General features: G+C 38.2%; 11 protein-coding genes. 2 read left to right on the plus strand and 9 right to left on the minus strand.

What is annotated here, in order from left to right; all coding sequences use genetic code 11:
* Positions 1–41: 41 nt before the first annotated feature.
* From AC2IP4_RS20670 to AC2IP4_RS20700, 7 genes are all read right to left on the minus strand, one after another.
* Entirely contained in the window at positions 42–2504 is a 2463-nt protein-coding gene (locus AC2IP4_RS20670) for a GH92 family glycosyl hydrolase (RefSeq protein ID WP_375320412.1), read from the minus strand.
* A 141-nt stretch (positions 2505–2645) separates the two neighbouring features.
* The gene (locus tag AC2IP4_RS20675) at positions 2646–4037 is read right to left on the minus strand and encodes a PTS fructose transporter subunit IIBC (RefSeq protein WP_105056154.1); all 1392 of its coding nucleotides are present in this window, start codon (positions 4035–4037) and stop codon (positions 2646–2648) included.
* A gap of 196 nt (positions 4038–4233) precedes the next feature.
* Complete coding sequence (locus AC2IP4_RS20680; protein WP_375320411.1) at positions 4234–4665, minus strand: PTS sugar transporter subunit IIA; 432 nt, start codon at positions 4663–4665, stop codon at positions 4234–4236.
* Between the two features lie 504 nt (positions 4666–5169).
* Positions 5170–6072 carry a histone deacetylase family protein gene (locus AC2IP4_RS20685; protein ID WP_375320410.1) on the minus strand — a complete coding sequence of 301 codons (903 nt, stop codon included), beginning with the start codon at positions 6070–6072 and terminating at the stop codon, positions 5170–5172.
* Between the two features lie 88 nt (positions 6073–6160).
* On the minus strand, positions 6161–7477 hold the full coding sequence (gene brnQ / locus AC2IP4_RS20690) for a branched-chain amino acid transport system II carrier protein (protein ID WP_486307591.1): 1317 nt from the start codon (positions 7475–7477) through the stop codon (positions 6161–6163).
* 417 nt (positions 7478–7894) lie between these two features.
* On the minus strand, positions 7895–8242 hold the full coding sequence (locus AC2IP4_RS20695) for a RidA family protein (RefSeq protein ID WP_375320408.1): 348 nt from the start codon (positions 8240–8242) through the stop codon (positions 7895–7897).
* Positions 8243–8330: 88 nt separating this feature from the next.
* Positions 8331–8618, minus strand: coding sequence for a hypothetical protein (locus tag AC2IP4_RS20700; protein WP_375320407.1), 288 nt, complete (start codon positions 8616–8618; stop codon positions 8331–8333).
* Between the two features lie 491 nt (positions 8619–9109).
* Here AC2IP4_RS20700 and AC2IP4_RS20705 point away from each other — a divergent pair, with 491 nt between their 5' ends.
* Together AC2IP4_RS20705 and AC2IP4_RS20710 are read left to right on the plus strand one after the other, a co-directional pair.
* The gene (locus tag AC2IP4_RS20705) at positions 9110–11221 is read left to right on the plus strand and encodes an LruC domain-containing protein (protein ID WP_375320406.1); all 2112 of its coding nucleotides are present in this window, start codon (positions 9110–9112) and stop codon (positions 11219–11221) included.
* 12 nt (positions 11222–11233) lie between these two features.
* Positions 11234–11698, plus strand: coding sequence for a hypothetical protein (locus AC2IP4_RS20710; RefSeq protein WP_486307592.1), 465 nt, complete (start codon positions 11234–11236; stop codon positions 11696–11698).
* A 58-nt stretch (positions 11699–11756) separates the two neighbouring features.
* On the opposite strand, the gene AC2IP4_RS20715 is transcribed toward AC2IP4_RS20710, so the two are convergent.
* Both AC2IP4_RS20715 and AC2IP4_RS20720 read right to left on the minus strand, forming a co-directional pair.
* Entirely contained in the window at positions 11757–13265 is a 1509-nt protein-coding gene (locus AC2IP4_RS20715; protein WP_375320404.1) for an alanine/glycine:cation symporter family protein, read from the minus strand.
* Between the two features lie 347 nt (positions 13266–13612).
* Positions 13613–13945, minus strand: a complete 333-nt coding sequence (locus tag AC2IP4_RS20720) for a tRNA-binding protein (protein ID WP_375320403.1) — start codon at positions 13943–13945, stop codon at positions 13613–13615.
* Positions 13946–14076 lie beyond the last annotated feature (131 nt).

A 14076-nucleotide genomic window follows, 5' to 3' on the forward strand; every position in this document is an offset into this window, starting at 1 on the left:
CTATTAAAGGGGCCGAGACCCCTTATCTAATATAGGTAGTATTACTTAGGTAGGTTTGCTTTCATTGCTTGTGATTTATCACTTGTCATCACAAAGCGTAACTCTCCGCCAGCTTTAATTTCTGCATGCTCAAACGTATTAAATTCATTCAGCGATTTATTATTAATAGTGACTGATTTAACGTACATATTTTCAGCACTATTATTTTCCGCCACCATCGTGAATACACCTGAACCGAAGTTAATCGTCGCTCTAGTAAAGATAGGTCGTCCAATAGTGTAAGTTGGGTCAGTTGGTGAAATCTGATAAAAACCCAACGCTGACATGATGTACCACGCCGACATCTGTCCAACATCCTCATTACCAATAATTCCATCCGGCGTTGGGGTGTAGAATTCTTTGTATACTTTGTCTAAATATTCCTGAGTTTTGTATGATTCTTCAGTTCTCTGATATAAATAAATAACATGATGTGACGGTTCATTACCATGAATATACTGCCCAATGTAACCTGTCATATCCTGATGCTGGTCACCACTGTCCGAGTCGGCAGCGAACAAGTTATTCAGCTTTTCATTCAACCCACTTGTTCCACCCATAACTTCTGTTAACTTGTTAAGATCCTGCATAAATGACCATTGCCACTGCCATGCATTACCTTCGGTGAAATAGAGTGGATCCGCTTTATATGGGTCAAAAGCTTCTGTTGAATATTTAAAGGCACATGGATCTCCCTCCTTCAACTCTGTCGGAACAAAGAAACCGACACTTGAATCCCAATGTTTCAACGAATTATAAGAACGTTCTTTAAATTCATTATAAGTAGCGTCATCACCAGCGGCTTTTGCCATCTCAGCAATAGTCCAGTCATAAAAAGAAAATTCTAATGAGTATGATACTGAGTTCCAATTAGGAGCCCGTACACACTGCTCTTTTTCATGATAATTCAGTTGCCCTGCCATTAGAGATGTTAAGATCCCATCACTAATTTGAGGGAAGTCGTGTGGACGATAACGAGCAGATTTGATAGATGCATCTAACGCTGTTTGCGCATCAACTAATCCTTTTGTTACTGCGTCACCGAGAATCGCTGTTGATGGATAACCAATCATAGTTCCCGTTTCAGAACCATGCCCTTCCCACTTTGGAAGCATTCCAAACTCATCATTGGACTTACGAATTAAATCCTCGACATATAACGTCGCTTGCTTAGGGTCAATAATTGTCCATAATGGATGCACTGCACGGAATGTGTCCCATGTTGAATAAATCGAATAGTTTGGCGTATCACCTTTTTCTAAGGTTCTGATCGTACCTAGCATGTCGACGTATTTCCCATCGACATCATACAATTCAATCGGAGCGATCATTGCGTGGTAAAGACCAGTATAGAAGTTTGTCTTCTCCGCATCAGAGCCACCCTCGACTTTTACTTTCGATAATTTTTCTGCCCAAGCATATTCCGCACTTTCTTTCACTTTAGCGAAGTCATATACCATAGCTTCTGCTTCTAAGTTTTTTTGTGCTCCATGCCAATTCACAGGTGAGATAGCAACACGAACTTCAATCGCTTTATCACCTTTACCAAAGTTAAGGTAAGCCGTTATATCACTTCCTTTGTATACATAATTTTGGCGCATCTCACCCGTTGGTTCATTCTCTTCAGTACCTAATAAAGCCCTAGCCACGGGCTCATTAAATTTGGCATAGAAAAAGATATCTTGTCCTTGGTGATCTTGCCCTTGAAACCAACCTGTCGACGTTTTACGACCACGAATGGTGTAATCATCAATGATCTCAATTTTACTGCTTAGTGTTTCGCCATTGTTATTCAATAGCGTATGCCCTAAATCAAACTTAATATTACGCTCTGTGCCTTTTTCAAAGGTATAACGATGCAAGCCAACACGTTTTGTTGTGGTTAACTCAACATCAATATTTCCTTCATTTAAGGTCGTTTTATAGTAGCCAACTGTCGCTGTTTCGCTTGATTTATCAAACGAGTTAATTAAATTGTTACGCATATCGCTGTAAGGTAGTACTAATATATCTCCTAAGTCTGTTGCCCCTGTTCCAGATAAATGAGTGTGTGAAAAGCCATAAATAGGAACGTCTTTATCTACGATAACGCCTGTATCAGAATAATCTGAAGAATCCCAATAACCAGATGCCGAATGCCAAGGGTTCAATCCTGATTCATGGTCAATATTAGAACCAACGAATGTATCTGGTGATAACTGAACCATACCAGCAGGCACTACCGCCCCAGGGAAAGTGTGACCACTTTCAGCAGTACCAATCATTGGATTAACAAATTGGTTTAATGATAAATCGACTTCAATAGGTGTTGCTGGGATACTTGGTTCTAGAGGCTTCGTTGGAATTGATGTATTTGGATTGGCTTCCGTAACATTTGTAATGTTAGTGGTTTCTTCAGTACATCCAGTAATGCCTACTATACCAATAAATACTGCAAGCGAGAGTACACTGCGTTTAAACTTCATTATTATACCTTTTATTCTAAAGTTTAAAGGGAAATAAAGACTGCCCTTTGATAATTTTGGTATTAACCTTTGTGAAGATTAATAGCAAAACGGTCTTTAGAATGGGGAGCCTTGCGACTCCCCTAACGTTCAGGTTGAAACTTAAGCTTGGATAAGAGTTAATGCGTTTTTCATTGCTTCTTTCGTTGAACATTCAACTTGACGAATGTTAGCGAAACGATCTGATTCTTTTACTGGAATATCATGAGCAAGGATGATGAACTTAGCGTTGGCAACATCTTTTGCTGTCAATTTGTTCACTAAGCCGTTAGAGCCTTGTGTTTCGACTTTAATCTTAATGCCTGCTGCTGCGCCTGCTTTCTCTAGTGCTTTTGCTGCCATGAACGTGTGTGCTACACCTGAAGGACAACATGTAACCGCTAGAACATCGTACTCACCTTCGCCAGCAACTGGTGCCGATTGAGCTTGTACAGGTGCTACTGCCGCTGTTTCATCTTCTACAACCACTGGTTTCCAGAAACCAACGATAAGTGCTGTTGTTAGTGAACCAAGCGCAATACCCACTACATACATAGGGATGTTGCTAGAGACAGGTGCTGTAATTAAGCCGCCCCAAGGTGCATGAAGCAATACATCAGTCATGAAACCGAATACACAACCAACCATACCGCCGATTACGATAGATGGAAGCACACGCATTGGGTCATTTGCTGCAAATGGGATAGCGCCTTCAGAGATACCAATTGAACCCATGATTGCTGCTGCTTTACCTGCTTCTTGTTCTTCTTTAGAGAATTTCTTCTTAAACATGAATGTTGCAAGAGCCATACCTAGTGGTGGAGTACAAATCGCGATACCAACACCACCCATTAGCCATGGTTGTGTATTTACTTGTGTTTGAGCAAATAGCGTTGCTACTTTGTTGATTGGGCCACCCATATCAAACGCCGTCATACCACCAAGAATCGCACCAAGAACCGCTTTAGAAGAACCCGCCATTGATGCTAAGAATTCGTTCATTGCAATCATGAATGAAGAGATAGCAGCACCTAGGCCCCACATTACGATACCCGCAGAAACTAGCGTACCAACAAGAGGGTAGATAAAGTAAACGCCTAGTGCGCTTAAATGTGCAGGGATAGGCAGTCTCTTAAGTTGAAGAACCACACCACCGGCAATAAAACCTGCAACGATACAACCAAGGAAACCACCACCTAAATCAGCCATAATGCCTGACGCAATAAATGCTGGCGCTAATGCTGGTTTGTCTGCAATTGAATAACCAATAAAGCCACCCAAAATGATTGGGAAAAGCACAAGACCTTTAATCGCGATAGTAGAAATATCCGCAAGAATACCAGTATCTGGAACCGCACCTTTACCTGTAGCCATTACAGCAAGTGCTAATAGCACCCCACCCGCAACTACGAAAGGAAGCATATGAGATGTACCAAAAAGCAAGTGGCCTTTTAATTTGGATAGTGTTTGTTTCCAATCACCAGATGGTTGAGTTGTTGCAGTCATCGTTGACATAAAAGTAATCCTAAAAGTGAGTAAAACTAAAAGTTATGCCAATCACAGTAAGTAAGTGTTCAGAAATAGCGAAGGAAAAAGGCTTGAAAACAAGGCAGAATTTTTCGATAAGTAGTTATTCTACAATCAAAAATTCTAACGCAGTTATCAAGTCTTTTAACCAGCTAGGATGACCAGTTATTTACTACGATTGGTATTAATTAATCAGTAAATCTAGAATGTCTTGCTCGGTTGTCGCTTTTTGCATATCTGCAATTAGGTCATCTCCGAATTTTTCAAATAACGCTTGTAGTGCATAAATGTGGTGATCGCCGCTTTCTGGTGAGGCAATCATGAAGAATACCGTTGGTTGGTCATCATCAGCACCGTATTCAATCGCCGTTTTTGATACGCCAATCGCAATAGCAGGTTCAATAACCGCGGCATTTTTAGTATGAGGATAAGCAATACCCATATCAGACGTTGTACATTGAGCTTCACGCTCATAAATACCAACTAAAAAGTTTTCTTTATTATCGATACGGTTATTTTTTAATAACATATCAGCTAACTCAGAAAATACGCCATCTTTCGTCGTCGCATCTAAATTAAGTTTAATTAAATTGGTATTTACTAGTGTGGTGATCATAATCTTTCCCTTAATAATAATTTTCACTTAATTCAAGCTGCATTAAGTTGATGAGGAAATAATATGAATTAAAGAGGCGTTTGGTAAGTTGATATTTAAAGCATTTACTGGATTTTTGTACCCGCAAAATCAAAGTGTGACACCGGTAACAAATGCATCAACAATAAATTTAAAACACCTACAAAAACAAGAGAAACATATTTAAATAAATTTAAAATCAAAAACTTAAACCAAAACAAAAGGAGATAAAACATCATAAAAAAAAGATTTAAAATAACATGAAAAATAAAAACGAGAAGTAAATCACATTAAATAAAATTCATTACCCTCTCTATCTTTATCTAAAAAATGACTAATTGAAAGAAATAAACATTAAGTGTATAGCTATAAATATGAATGCATAAATCAATAATACTTAATTTATTTAAAATATAGTACGCTTAACATTTCAGTATTTTATATCATTGATACTTTATTTTTATTACATATAAAAATATATCGACTTTATATATCAATTAAAAATGCACGAACTAATTGTAAATGAGGTTCAACCAAATCTTGATGGTTACTTCGATAACCTCCACCAACAACACACGCAACCGGAATATTCTTTTGCTTAGTTATATTATTCATCCAATAATCTCTTTGATATAAACCATGTGTCGATATATCCAAATAACCCAGTTCATCATCAATATGGATATCTACGCCTGCATCATAAATAATAAGATCTGGTTGATGATGATTAATTGCCATTTCAACGACTTGTTGAAACGCTTCTAAAAATTCAGCATCTTGAGTACCAATCAATAATGGAACATCATAATCTGACCTAGGCTTACGTGCGGGAAAGTTTTTATCACAATGAAAAGAGACAGTAATAATATCCTCTTTATCAGCACAAAGCGTTGCTGTCCCATCACCATGATGCACATCACTATCTACAATAAGTACCTTATCAATACCCTCTCGCTTTAATGCATGATGCGCTGCAACAACTAAATCATTCACCAAACAAAATCCACTACCAAAATCGTAATGAGCATGGTGATATCCACCACTCAAGTGAATTGCAGATCCATACTCTAATGCTTTATCAACGGTTAAACATGTCCCTGCAGTCGACGTTAATGTCCTTTGAATTAATGATTCACTCCAAGGAAATCCAATACGTCTCATTTTAGCTGCAGGCAGTAAACCTGAAACTAGAGCATTAATATAGGCTTCATCATGTACCTGCTTAATGGCGTCAACTGTAAATGCACTTGGTTCAAAATAACAAAACTGTTCAGAAGAATGGTGAGATTGAATGGCTTGATATAAACGTTGATATTTTTGAATAGGATAGCGATGTCCTTCAGGAAGATCTAATTGCGAGTAAATTGGATGATAAATTAATGGCAACATAATCAAGCAACCCTATTCTAAAAATAAAAAAGAGCAGCTATTATCGCTGCTCTTTATCAATACACAAGAGTAAGTCTATTTCTAAAGACTAATTGTTTACAACAACACGCTTTGACATTGCTTTATTGAAGACTTTATTAATAAAAATAGTAATAAATACAGGAAGCAACCATGAAGTATGAGAAGAATACAACGGTAGCCATTGCTCACAAAACGCGTCCATGCCTTCAGGCAATTTTTCTAAAATATGCAGCGCATCAATCGTCCCAAACAAAGCGGCAATACATACTACCGTTGTATGGCTCATTGAAATGGTTGGTTTATCTATACCTGCTTTCTCAGGTATTAAAATCATCGCAATAATTAATGCGATAGCGATCGGACATAAGATAAGAATCGCAGGTAAGCTCACTTCGATGATCGTCTCTAAACCTACGTTTGAAATAATTGCCGTTAATACCATGATCACGGTAGCACTCACTTTAAACGTGATGCCGTAAGTATTTTTATAGTACTCAGAGTTTGCATTGGTTAAGCCGATCGTCGTCGTTAAACATGCCATTAAAGTGATAGCCGCTAATAAAAGTTGACCTAATACCCCAAACTCCCCTGCCGCATAACGCGTTAAAATCTCTCCACCATTGCTGGCATTTTCTGCAATCTCTGATGAGGTTGAACCTAAATAACCCATTGCTAAGTAACATAATGACATCAATACTGAATAAATAACTGCAATTCGTAATGTGTAGTAAGAGATGGCTTTTTTGCTCTCAACCCCTTTACTACGAATCGTTTGGATTATCACCCAACCAAACGCTACCGCTGCGATAGCATCTAATGTCATATAACCTTGAATTAACCCATTTACTGCAGGCGCTTGTTCGTAAATATCAATAGCTTGGCTTGGAGAACCTAATGGATTAAATAATGCCGCGACCACTAATATGGTTAACATACCAATCAATGCTGGTGTCATTACTTTACCGATGTAATCGACTAATTTACCTGGCTTCAATGCAAGCCATAATGTTAATGCACAGAATAAAGCAGAGAATACCATTAATCCATTACCTGAATAGAAAGGCTTAATGCCCATCTCATAAGCAACGGTAACGGCACGAGGCAATACAAACGCAGGCCCCAGAGTGGTTAGTACCAAGAACCAAAATGAACGATCCATCCACTTTGGTAAAGCTGATGTAAGCTTATCTGCAGAAGATAAACGGCCTAATACGACCAAAGTGATTGCAGGTAGACCAACAGCAGTTAATAGAAAGCCACCAATAGCGATAAGCCAATTGTCACCAGCTTGCTGAGCCATCAATGGTGGATAGATTAAGTTACCTGCACCTAAAAATAGTGCAAATGTCATGAAGCCGATAGCGGCGAGATCTCTTCTGTTCAAACGACATACCCTTATAAAATGAAACGTGGTGTCAATTTGGCTAGAAGATTATAAAGAAAGGTTCTTATCCGCCAGCCTAACTGACGAATAACAAAATCGTCAGTATCAGTAAATGACAACGACGACAGAGACGAATGTATAAGCATTATGCTTAGTAGCAGAGAGTAAATCTACTTGATATTGTTTGATGTCTATAGACATAACTTACACACTCTATGAAAATAATTGTCCTTAAACTAAAGGAAAGGCAATAGATTGTAAAGCTCAAATATTGATTGATTATTTATTGTTCTACTATTAGATAAGATAACAGGTAAAAGACTATTAATAGTTTTATCATACGTTATTGATAAATAAAGCCTACTCATCTAACAAGTACTCAGTAAACACCGAGTACTTTGATTTTATTATTTTTAGCTACTTAACTGCTGCAACAAATGCAATTTCAACTAAATAATCAGGATCGGCTAGCTCAACTTTTAAACATGCTCGGCTAGGAGCACACCCTTCTGGTAACCACTTTATCCACGCATCATTAAATACCGCTAAATTAGCAAAATCCGTCACATAAATAGTAACCGACACTAATCGTGATTTATCACTGTTTACGCTCGCTAGTATTTCTTCTGCTTGTGCAAAAACTTGTTCGGTTTGACCTTGCATATCGGCACTTTCATCATAAGCAACTTCAACAAAATGCGCCATCTTATTAAAGACAGTAACATCAGACCATTTTTCGCTTGGATTAATACGTTGAATACCCATTTTTCACTTACTGCAATCAAAATTAAATAGACGACCATTTTACCAGAAGAAAAAAATAGAGCACCGATTTAATTACAATAATATACACCTATTCAGATAGTGTATTTAACTCAGGCTCTTCTTCTTGAAGATTTTCAGCGAACCCAACCTCACCAGCAATGAAAGCAACATTACCTAACGCTGAAAGAGTTTCATTCCTCGAACGCTCAGGAAAATCCCCAGCCGTACTCACACTTTCTGGTTTAATTACATTATTACAAACAATACTTGCACAACCTTTATCGTTATGTTTCTGATCCGTAGGATGTAAAATCAATTCAGAATCAGCGATAGATAGGCTACTCCAAAAACAGAAAAGCACACTTAAATATCTCATATATAAACCACCATTAAATATTCATAAAAAGAATAATAAATAAGACAACCATAGTCTAGATATGTTGCATTAATTCAATACCGATTGATAAATAAGTTAAATCGTTGAGCTTTTCTAAATTGATTCTCATCTAGCAATTTGATTCTTATTATGAAAAAACAGATTCTCTTCTCCTAAAACAACCTTATTACTCCAGTAAAAGCTAACACCATAATCATTTGATAATTAAAGAGTTTAATTAAAAAAAGCAATACAATTTATTTCGATAAAAAACAAATGGTATACATTTTGCTCAATCATAATTACTTGAAGAAAACGGTACGTTAAAGGAATTAACAAATTACTGCTCGCTAGAAGTAGCTACCACAACTTAGGCTGAGTTCATTTATTAGAAAATTCTAGTTGTTTTTATTTACCGCATAATTTCAAGTTATGTATCTATTCATTGTGTTGAGGGCATTTCCTCATTCAAGAAAAAGTAGAGGCTTATTATGAAATATAAACAGCTTTTTTCCCTTATTGCGTTTACTTTAGCGAGTGCGCCCATCTATGCCACCTCAGTAGATTTAGATTTCTCAAATCATATCGAATCGACCAATTTAAGTAACAGTTTTGGTCCCTCTTATGATGGTCCAGTTATGCACTTCCTTAATGTTGGTACTCATAACGGAAAGACCATTGATGCAAAAGTAAGTAGTGAAATATTTGGTGACGCTACCTTCCTTTTTCACACACCAAACTATAAAGATGGTGGCGGCCAACCAGAAGGAGATATAGGCTTTCTCTATCAAGTTAACTCCGCTGGTTCTGCTGGTTTAATTTATACCTTTGAGTTTTATGATGGTACTGATGGTTTATCAGGTACCTTCTCTGTGCCTTATACCGTACCTGAATTTGACATGATTGGTTACGATATTGATGGTGAACCAGTTCAATCAGAACAAGTCCGAGTGTTCAAAAGCGAAGGTTTTTATAGCTACCAAACAGGCTCAGCTGGCGCAAGCTTAACCGCTGAAGAAAGTGCTGACGGGCAATCTGTATTATTCACAGGACCAGGAACAAACTACAACGAAACAGACACATCTGGTGCCGTTAAATTTACCTTTAAAAATACGTCAATTGTCACCCTTCAATTTGAAACGGTTACCACAAGCGGAAGCTCTTTTCCAAACCCTATTTTCTCCGCTTTTGATGGTAATTGGGACTTAGACCAATTCATCCCACCAGTGACAAGTTCAGACGAATCTGATTTTGGTGATGCTCCTGATAGCTACAGTACATTACAAGCAAACAATGGGGCCGAGCATGCACTCTCTTCAAGTTTATATTTAGGGAGCAGCATTGATGCTGATACTGATGGTCAACCGGGTATCGCATCCAATGGGGATGATCTCGATGTTGGTGGTAACGATGACGATGGTATTACTGTATTAACAAGCTTAGAAAAAGGCTTAGATTCTTTAATCAGAGTAAACGCCTTCGGCAGTGGTTACCTACAAGCATGGGCTGACTGGAATATGAATGGGACGTTTGATGAAGATGAGCAAATCATCAAGAACCATTCCGTAACCAATGGACAACAAATTATCCCAATACGTGTAGACAGTGACGCTATTGTTGGCTCCGTCCAAACTCGTTTCCGTTTATCTAGCAGTCCAAATATTCCAAGCACTGGGTATGCTGGTGATGGTGAAGTAGAGGATTACGTATTTAGTGTTACAGACCCAGGAACAACAATTCAACATTCAAACTATTATACTGCCGCTTTCGAGGATAACTGGCCAGAAACTGGAGACTTCGATCTTAATGATGTTGTTACCTACTATCGTACCACTATCATAAGTAAAGATGATGAAGTTCTACGATTCGATCTTACTGGTACTGTTACTGCGTATGGCGCCTCTTATGGTAACGGTTTAGGTTGGAAGCTCAATGGATTTAATGAATCAGACATTAACCTTTCATTGTCTCGATTAGAAAAAAATGGGGCAACACGACCAAATATTTCACCATTTACAGGAGAAGATAAAGATATCGCTTCGCCATCTGGAGATCTTGTTGTCGTTGCATCGTTAAACCTGTTGGATGACATTCCAATTAATGGCGAGTGTCAATTCCATCGAACAAATCCATCATGCAGTGCATCATTAGAGTCAGAACAAATGACGTTCAGTATTTCTCTTCCATTCAACGAAGGAAGCGAACCTAGTGTTAGCTCATTAATGCCACTTAATGGCGGTGACCCATTTATTTTTGGTCCCGGTCATGGCTCATATCATGGAGACAGTTTCACTACCTCTCCAGGTAAAGAATTAGAGATCCATACCTCAGATTTCCCACCAACGACAAGAGGGACTTTGGTTGAGGACTTCTACGGTACTGCTGACGATGATTCAGATTCAGCAAGCAGTAAATACTACCGTACTACTAGTAACCTACCATGGGGTATCATAATTTCATCACCTTGGAATCACCCATCAGAGTACATTGATATTAGTAATGCGTATCCAGATTTTGCCGAGTGGGCTACCTCAGGAGGAACTTCGAAACCAACGTGGTACCTAAATCCAAATGGCGACAAAACTTGGTCAACAGATGACTAACAAGGAGGCTCCATGAAACATATACATTTATTATTAGGTATTACAGCTCTCACTTTTCTTGCCGCTTGTAGTGATTCGTCATCTGGTTCTTCTTCTGGCGGAGGCGCAGCGCCAGGGACTGACTCTGCAGTTCCAGCCGCTGAAGAGGTAAATGGAATAAAAACAAGTGAATTATCAATACCAGAAGGCTTTACCTTTTCAACAGAGCGAGAAGTAAGCATCACTCTCTCTGTTGCAAGCTCTCAAAGTGAACGAGGATTTATGTCTCTGTATAGTGAATTTAAGGATGGTGTTGTCGACCACACATCTCAATTCATTATCACCCCCATGAATGATGAGACAGAATTTCAAACTAGCGTCATGCTACCCAACCACGTTGATAAGATTTGGGTAGAAGTTTGGTACCCTTCAGCCGTAGGACATGAAATAACGCAATCTGTAGACATTGTAGATAACACTATTAACGCAATTCTATAAAAGCTAAAAATAAAAACGGCCCTCATATTAGGGCCGTTTTTTTATTCATATCGAAAAGCTACTTCTCTCTTGATTTGTTCTTATTTCTCTCTAACTTACCTTCCCAATATGTTGCACCTTTAATGCCTAATTTTACTGGGTCAAACGTATAGGTTGTCACGCCTTTTTTTTGCTGTTCTTCATAATCTTTCAACGCTTTAAGTGCAGGCTTAGACATAAAGAAAATAATCAAAATACCAATAATGTTTAACCATGCCATTAAACCAACACCAACGTCACCCATCGCCCATGCAAGATTTGCAGTTTTAATGGTTCCATAGAATACCGCTGACATGATTACGACTTTAAGTATAAACATCATGCCATCGACTTTAAACGTACGACGAATGTAAGCAATGTTTGTTTCTGCAATGTAGTAATAAGCAAGAATGGTAGTAAAAGCAAAAAAGAACAGAGCAAAAGCAATAAATATTTTACCAATGCCAGGCAACGTACTTTCAATCGCCATTTGAGTAAACATCGGGCCATTTGCGCCAACATTCGCGGCTAGATTCTGAACTAAGAATACCTCTTCACCACTGCCGTGAACATTATAAGTACCCGTAATTAAGATCATAAATGCGGTTGCAGAACAAACCAATAAAGTATCAATATAAATAGAGAACGATTGAACTAAACCTTGCTGCGCAGGATGCTCAACACTCGCCGCTGCCGCAGCGTGAGGGCCAGTCCCCTGACCTGCTTCGTTAGAATAAACCCCACGTTTAACACCCCAACCAATTGCAGCACCAAAACCGGCCATTGGAGTAAAGGCATCACCGATGATCATCCCAAAGATTGTTGGTACTTCAGAAATGTTTAATAAGATAATAACAAAAGCAAGAATGACATATGCTAACGCCATGAAAGGCACAACTATTTGAGTGAAATGAGCGATACGTTTAACGCCACCAAAAATGATGAAGCCAAGGATCACTGAAATCACAGCACCAGTAAAGATTTTTGCAAAACTGAATACACCAATGCCTGTATCAATCATGCCACCCGTACCAAACGCGGTTTCAACTGCATTACCAATGCTATTTGATTGCACGCCCGGAAGTAACACACCACACGCAAAGATAGTCGCAATAGCAAAGATCCATGCGTACCATTTTTGACCCATTGATTTTTCGATATAGTAAGCCGGCCCACCACGGAACTGCCCTTCATCTTCTTCTTTATAAATCTGCGCTAATGTTGATTCAGCATACGCCGTCGCAGCACCTAAAAAGGCAACCACCCACATCCAAAATACCGCACCCGGTCCACCAAACCCGATAGCCGCCGCAACCCCTGCAATATTACCTGTACCTACACGGCCAGACAGTGATACCGCTAATGCTTGAAACGAACTGATACCTTTACTTGATTCTTTGTTTGATACCAGTAAACGACACATTTCTTTAAAATGACGAATTTGAACAAAACGAGTTTGAAGAGAGTAAAAGAGACCAGAACCTAAGCAGAGATAAATCAGCACTGGGCTCCAGATTATGCCATTGAGAAAATCAACGATACCTTGCATATAAAATCCTTTTTAATTTATGAATACAGCTTGAAATTTAACCAAACCATACCTTATTAAGTAACAATAAGTTAACAACAAAAGACTTCATAAAGATAAAAATGTGAATTAAAGCACTAAATAACGAAAAACATAAAATAAGCGGATTGATAAACCGAATAATATAGAAATTGATGATTATTCATACTACACCAACAGTAATTGGATAATATTTAATCAAAATAAAAGTAGATAGCGATTAAAAATAGAAGCTTAGAAGGAATAAGCCTAGAAAGCACGTATTTCTAGACTTATTGCATAAATGTAATTAACTCACGGCCCCATTTATAGGTAAAGCTTGTAACACATTAAACGATTTTAACCCCAGCAGGCATTAAGCGCTCAGGAGTTAACAGTACACTTTCGCTTTCGTCTTCTGTTTCTGCACACAGCAACATACACTCTGACGTCTCACCACGCATTTGCGCTTTAGCTAAATTACACAAGACAACGACTTGCTTACCCATTAATTCTTCTTCAGTGTAATAAGGAACCAAACTGGTCACTGTTTGTAGACTTTTCTCGCCCACATCTACTTGTACAATGTAAAGTTTATCTGCATTATCGTGACGTTTTACCTCTGTAATTTTTCCAACACAAATATCTAATTTTGCAAAATCACCGTATGCAATTGTTTCCATTTTACTTTATCCTTAGGTTTAGATTAATGTTAACGTTTACATTATCAACAAAATACAATTGAGCAAGAAAACACCATTAAAAATTTACTAAAATTTTAACCCGATCAAAATACAAGGTTTAAACAGCAATT

This window comes from Aliivibrio thorii, assembly GCF_057368585.1.

What these genes read in the sequence shown, in the direction of transcription:
- AC2IP4_RS20670 (WP_375320412.1), bottom strand. Translation starts at nt 2,504, where the DNA reads ATGAAGTTTAAACGCAGTGTACTCTCGCTTGCAGTATTTATTGGTATA.
- AC2IP4_RS20675 (WP_105056154.1), bottom strand. Translation starts at nt 4,037, where the DNA reads ATGTCAACGATGACTGCAACAACTCAACCATCTGGTGATTGGAAACAA.
- AC2IP4_RS20680 (WP_375320411.1), bottom strand. Translation starts at nt 4,665, where the DNA reads ATGATCACCACACTAGTAAATACCAATTTAATTAAACTTAATTTAGAT.
- AC2IP4_RS20685 (WP_375320410.1), bottom strand. Translation starts at nt 6,072, where the DNA reads ATGTTGCCATTAATTTATCATCCAATTTACTCGCAATTAGATCTTCCT.
- AC2IP4_RS20695 (WP_375320408.1), bottom strand. Translation starts at nt 8,242, where the DNA reads ATGGGTATTCAACGTATTAATCCAAGCGAAAAATGGTCTGATGTTACT.
- AC2IP4_RS20700 (WP_375320407.1), bottom strand. Translation starts at nt 8,618, where the DNA reads ATGAGATATTTAAGTGTGCTTTTCTGTTTTTGGAGTAGCCTATCTATC.
- AC2IP4_RS20705 (WP_375320406.1), top strand. Translation starts at nt 9,110, where the DNA reads ATGAAATATAAACAGCTTTTTTCCCTTATTGCGTTTACTTTAGCGAGT.
- AC2IP4_RS20710 (WP_486307592.1), top strand. Translation starts at nt 11,234, where the DNA reads ATGAAACATATACATTTATTATTAGGTATTACAGCTCTCACTTTTCTT.
- AC2IP4_RS20715 (WP_375320404.1), bottom strand. Translation starts at nt 13,265, where the DNA reads ATGCAAGGTATCGTTGATTTTCTCAATGGCATAATCTGGAGCCCAGTG.
- AC2IP4_RS20720 (WP_375320403.1), bottom strand. Translation starts at nt 13,945, where the DNA reads ATGGAAACAATTGCATACGGTGATTTTGCAAAATTAGATATTTGTGTT.